The sequence below is a fragment of the Peribacillus sp. P4_B1 genome (assembly GCF_056402395.1).
In genome coordinates, this window is record NZ_JBFUHM010000106.1 from 1 (window position 1) to 5,886 (window position 5,886).

The 5,886-nt window shown below is 35.3% G+C and carries 5 protein-coding genes; 3 read left to right on the forward strand and 2 right to left on the reverse strand.

Translation table 11 applies throughout. The annotated features are described in order from the left end of the window. Positions 1-21: 21 nt before the first annotated feature. The 3 genes from AC1DVK_RS26285 to AC1DVK_RS26295 all read left to right on the forward strand — a co-directional run bounded on the left by AC1DVK_RS26285 (position 22) and on the right by AC1DVK_RS26295 (position 1,960). Positions 22-339 (forward strand): hypothetical protein, encoded by a 318-nt coding sequence (locus AC1DVK_RS26285; protein WP_477627762.1) that lies wholly within the window; start codon positions 22-24, stop codon positions 337-339. A gap of 656 nt (positions 340-995) precedes the next feature. Then, positions 996-1,604 carry a helix-turn-helix domain-containing protein gene (locus tag AC1DVK_RS26290; protein ID WP_410862418.1) on the forward strand — a complete coding sequence of 203 codons (609 nt, stop codon included), beginning with the start codon at positions 996-998 and terminating at the stop codon, positions 1,602-1,604. 47 nt (positions 1,605-1,651) lie between these two features. Continuing rightward, positions 1,652-1,960 carry a hypothetical protein gene (locus tag AC1DVK_RS26295; RefSeq protein ID WP_410862420.1) on the forward strand — a complete coding sequence of 103 codons (309 nt, stop codon included), beginning with the start codon at positions 1,652-1,654 and terminating at the stop codon, positions 1,958-1,960. 119 nt (positions 1,961-2,079) lie between these two features. Here AC1DVK_RS26295 and AC1DVK_RS26300 read toward each other — a convergent pair whose 3' ends face one another. Both AC1DVK_RS26300 and AC1DVK_RS26305 read right to left on the reverse strand, forming a co-directional pair. Continuing rightward, positions 2,080-3,495: a purple acid phosphatase family protein gene (locus tag AC1DVK_RS26300; RefSeq protein ID WP_477627763.1), complete on the reverse strand. Its 1,416-nt coding sequence runs from the start codon at positions 3,493-3,495 to the stop codon at positions 2,080-2,082. A gap of 931 nt (positions 3,496-4,426) precedes the next feature. Continuing rightward, on the reverse strand, positions 4,427-5,188 hold the full coding sequence (locus AC1DVK_RS26305) for a GTP cyclohydrolase II (protein ID WP_410862423.1): 762 nt from the start codon (positions 5,186-5,188) through the stop codon (positions 4,427-4,429). Positions 5,189-5,886 lie beyond the last annotated feature (698 nt).

Sequence of the window (5,886 nt, forward strand, 5' to 3'; positions counted from 1 at the left end):
AAGTGCACCTAAAGTGCACCTATGAGTTATAACGTATCGACCAATACTATAAAATTCAATTACCTTCAAGTTAACGGTTATAAAGGGAAAATTAGAATTAAAGAGACAGAGGAAGACTTTGTTAAAATTATTCTTTATCGTATGCTTGGATATTATTTAGATTTTAAGAAAAACAAACATGATTTAAGGATTTTAATGTATGGTCACGAAGAAGAAAAAGAAAAGCTAAAATCTGAAATAGAAACTAATGCTTGGGATTATGGGAGAACATTAATACCTGAACAACTATTGGAGTCATATGATAAAGTTCGTGAATTAGATAAAATGCTAATAAATTAATGTACTCTAAGAAAATGGAGACCTGACTTTACCTAAAACAAGAAAAAGAAGCCTCCTTGGAGAATATCTCTGGACCTGACTTTTGAGTGAGAAATTAAACTGATATCCAATAAGACAAGACCTGAGTAAGAGGAGTTGTCTTAGAAAGCTTGATAAATAAACAAATAGAAAATGAAGTTCAAAGTTCGTGCTCAATTTTTAAGAGAAAACATGGAAAAGCATATCGATTACTTGACTAAAGAAATACATAGGACTGAACATACTTCTAAAGAAAGGTTTTAATGAACAACATATACTAGATAATGAGGAAAGAGAATTATTGTTGAAGTGGGCTACAGAGAACGATTGCGTAGATAAGTATTATTAATAAGGGAAATTAGTTAAGACCTTCATTGTTGAAGGTCTTATTTTGTTTTTACAAAAGGCATAACCTTGTCTTTTTGGGGAGGAGTTGAAGTAGGAAATATACAATAAACTAAAATCTTGAAATCGCATTGCTTTTAGCATTTTTTTTGTATGTAATAATCCTCTTCAACTAACGGGGCAGGATAGTAAAAGAAGATTTTATATGACTCTAGAAAGAATTTTTCTACTTCTTTTGCCTACAAAACGTAACTATAATATGGATATGTTTACTCTTGAGGAGGCTCGTAGAATTGACAAATAAACAAATAAAAGACTTTTCATATTTGGACAAGATTGTTGAAAAAGCAACTGGTCAAAGAATAAAATTCTTAGTTCAGAGAGCAGGTTTTTCACAATCACAATTAGCAAAAATTATGGGAAGAGAAGGAAAAACGATTTCTAATTATTATTGTGGGAAATCTTTTCCTGATAAACTTGATTTAATAACACTCTCCAGGATTTTAGGAGTTCCATATGATGAACTTTTGATATTCAGAGGCGATGTAGAATGTTATCAAAGATTAGACAATTACATAATCGGCTATCGTGGACATGAAGATGAAACAATATTTGATGAAATTGAAAGGTCGAAAACGGAGAGTAAGTTATTTGACCCGGATACAAAGGGACTAGCCAACATTCGAAATTTAGAAGAAGCAGGATATTGTTTGCGGTATCGTCTTCCTGAAATACAGCAGGATATTCGTAATAGAATAATGGATGAATTGTTTTCTGGCAGGGGAATTCATAGTCAATATATGAAACACATTTTCGAGTTCTATATTTGGCGGAAATTAACAGACGAACAGAAAGCGGAAAGTGAAAAACAATTTGCTATTTGGCGTGGCGAAAAAAAGTGAAGATACTAATTGATTAATTCAGCAATGAATAAAAGAGGTGTTACTATATGGAACAGAAAGAAATATTAATAAATGTAATTAAGTCATTTTCAAATTACTATGAAAAACAAAAATCATTTAAAAAGGTTTTTTTGAATGAACCAGTAATGTCGAAAGCTATTGAAGTTTTTGATGCTGAAATGAATGAGATGCTTGACCATGTTTTCGATTTGATTGGAATACCAAACGAAGAGTCTTCGGATAAATACGATAGATTAAATTGGACAAGAAATGTTTGTACAGGGAAGGGCGTGTTTGAATCCCTCACAGGTCATCTTTTAAACAAGGATCAACGTGTTCAAAATTTAGTGAAATGAGGTAAATGGAAGTTCCGCCCCCGTGTCCCCAGAAGAAAAATAATGGGGGTGAAACAAAATGAAAGGGAGACCCTGAAGATCTCCCTAACAATATGCTTTGTTGGCTTTTCGAAAAGCTGTTATTTCTTGATGATACCAAATTGATCAATAATATAAGGTTCTGCATTATTCTTGTTTTGATCAATCTCATAAGTTACGGCAGTCAGTTTTTCTTTATCCATGCTGATACCAACGAAGTTTTGAATTTGGCCGCGTACTGGACGGGTGTTATTGCTTGGGTCTGGGCCATAGATCGCTGAATGATTTTCATCGGCTACTTCGAAAAGATTATAGAAAGCTTCTCCAAGTACGGGATCTTGATTTTTGTAATATACTTTTGGTCCAGCTGTTGCAGGGATCAAATAAATAGCGCCATCTGGATTAACGGTATATTCAACTGTTTGTCCTTTTTTAGTTTCCATAATTTTTTCAGTTTCTGAAGCCGTACCTTTACTCGTGATCGGTTTCGTACGTGCATAAATATGGTCATGTCCTTGAAGGACAAAGTCAATGTCAAGCTCCGCCATGAGTGGTGCCACCTGGTTTCTCACTCCGTTCGGATCCATGATATCATCATCCGTTGCATGGTTAGAAGTCGTATAAGGTCCCTTGTGAATATTAACAATAACCCATTTAGATCCATTAGCTTTGGCTGCTTTTACATCTTCCTTCAACCATTCAATTTGATTTTCCGAAAAGTTCGCATATTTCTCAGAATCCTCGTTGCTATTGAGGACAACAAAGTGAGCGTTACTGTAATCGTAAGAATAATAGGCACCTGTTTCGGTAGCTGAGTTTTCAGGCACATCCAGGTTAAAATGGTCGATAAAAGCATAACTTTCATCCTCGTGATTCCCCGCGGATGGTGCAAACGTCGTGTTTAGCAAGCTTTCCTGAGAGTGCCCTAGTAGCCAATCCCATTGTTCCTCTTTGACTCCATCGTCAACTAAGTCGCCATTATGAACCATGAACTCGGCGTTAGGGACCGTATCTAAAGCTTTTGAAATGGTTTCGGACGAAAGGATCGCCTCATCTTCCGTTTTAGCTTGAGTATCGGTCAAGTCAATAAAGGTAAAAGCACCATTTTTGGGTGCTGTTGTAAACATACCTACTTCACTCCAATTGTTTAATGATGCATCTCCAACACGGTAGTAGTATTCAGTATCTGCCTTAAGTCCAGTTGCTTCTGCTTTATGTACATACTCTTTTTGAGAATTTGTAGAAATGTTTTGAGTACCTGAAAATTTTAAGGCTTTCTTAAAATCAGGCTTCTTAACGCCCGTCTTTTTCACAATCTGTAAATCACTGTTCTTGGAATCCAGTGAAGTGTACCAAGTGAATCCTTTAGAATTCGTAGAATTGCCATTAAATGTAACGGTCACTTTACTAACATCTGGATTTGAATCAGCTGCTGCCAAAGAGAGAGTACTGCCATACCCTCCCACAATGCTTAGAGTCAGGGCAACTGAAATCAATTTTTTTGAGTTTTTTTTCACGTAGCTTTTCCTCCTATATATTTATGATTACTATCCCTTAGGACAGCAAGTTAAATATAACAAAACTAAATATCTATATTATTAATCATATATATTAATAATGTTAAGATATGGTAATACAGCACAAAGACAATACCGTTACAATGCCCACTTGAGACTAACGGAGAAGTTTCTTTAAGGACTATTTTTAAATATAACCATGAAGGACATATAATCTCAGTAACATATAGTGGGGACAAATCATACAAGGAACACTGATTGGAATTGTAAAAGCGGATAGTTGTTTAGAGGTTAAGGTATGACCATGTTAATAGCAAAATTGAAATTAGGAGGAAATGTGTTTCTACTCCTAAAAGTCTTACCAGATGGGCGAATTAGGCCCATATTAAAATTGGAAATGGCTTGACGCTGAAGTAACTGAAGGCAGTTCAATCATTGAGGAAATTGTTATATAAAATTATTATGCCTAATAAGGAGTTCTTATTGTACGGACGGGTGCGATTTTTCAATAAGAAGATCGCTTTATATTTTGTGCTAACGGGGTTGTTTTGTTCAACATTAAGCATTAAAAATCTCTATAATAATTCGTAGATATAAGAGTATGAATAATGCAAGAAGGCATATTAAAAACACAGAATAAATTTAGTGAAAGGAGGGAGCAAAGTGAAAAAGGACACATAATTAGGGTTATTTCTTTCATTGATTGTATTATTTGGTTTTCCCGTAGTTTATTTAGTTGTCTGTTCTACATAACAAGTCATTTTATTAACAATATAAATATGATATTACATTCATGATTCATGTGGTTCCCCCGCTAAAAAATGCTTTCTTATTCCAACAATTCGGAAACATTCGGTAAACATATCTAACAAGGGGATTTAGTTCGGTTTTACCTTATGGGGTAAAGCCAATTTCATATAAAACAAATGAATCATTCATTTTGTTTAACATCTTTTAAATGACCGGAACGTACGACTTTAGTTTCTAAATATTTTTCATTAAACTCGGAGGTATCTCCCCATAACGGAATTCTGCCTGCAACATTGGCACCTGAATTTTGAAGGGCTTCTAATTTTCTCGGATTGTTGGTGATAAGTGTCACTGGATTGGAGCGCAGTTTTTTTAACACTCGAATGGCGTCATCATAGTTACGTGCATCATCCACAAATCCAAGCTCTAAATTCGCTTCCACCGTATCCAATCCTTCTTCTTGCAGAACATAAGCCATGGCTTTACTAAATAATCCGATGCCTCTTCCTTCGTGATTCGCTAAATAAAATAAAGCACCGGTTCCTTGAGCAGCAATCATTTTCATAGCATGTTTTAGTTGAAAGCCACAATCACATCGTTTGCTGCCAAATATATCACCAGTATGACAAATGCTATGCATCCGGATAAGAGCATCCGCGGAATTTTGAAAATCTCCATACAGCAACACACTGGATTGCTGCATTTCCGCTAAATTGGAAGAGGCTAAAGTTTCAATGATCTTTTCCATATTATAAGAGCCTTCATTACAAAAATGACCTGCCATATTATCACATGGTAACCAGCAATACCATTGGAATATAGTTGTTTCGCCATCTAAGTTAACGGGTAATTTGATAGGCCCGACTAAATAAATGGATTTTTCATCACCTTTAATAACGTTAATTTTATCTTCTAATATCAAAGCGACTTTTTCATTAATCATAAAAACTTCCTCCTTATGTTTCAAAATATTTAATGTACTGTTGGGCAAAATATTATTATGGATCAGTTCTGTTCATATTGTACCCAATCCACTCTTTTGGAATCGTTTGTTTTAAAAAGAAGCAAAAGTCCAAATGTACTAAAGCGAAAGAATAGTCCAAAAGGTTATCCCCTATTTTCTGTGTGAAAACCCTTGTCCATATAGTCAACTTGAACGAAAACTTAATTGTGAAAGTCATATCACTTTCCTGATTGGACGAAAAATGATTTAACTCACTTAAGTTCCTCTTTTTAATAAAGGAGATATTCTATATGTCAGGTTGTGACGGCGGTTTTGGATTCGGTGGAGGTTTCAGATTTGGTCCGTTTTGTTAATCCTCTTAATCGTTGATGAAGCAGTTGTGTTGGGTTGATCGGAGGCGGCTACGGATATGTTGGTTACTGCAAATGGTTCGGTGGCACCAGTTGATCTAACGTAATCATTTCAAGTTGATCTCGCTGAATAGAATCATGTTTAGAAAGCATCCTCATCACCTCAAGTTTTAATACTTCTATTTTTAAAACAAAAATGACTCCAGGCAAAAGTGTTTATCTAAAAGGTAAGACAAAGTTGATTGGAGCGGGTGTTCGAGACTCCTGCTTAGAAAAGCGCGTCTAGGGGAGACACCAAAGGCGAAAGCCGAGGAGGCTCCTCGACCG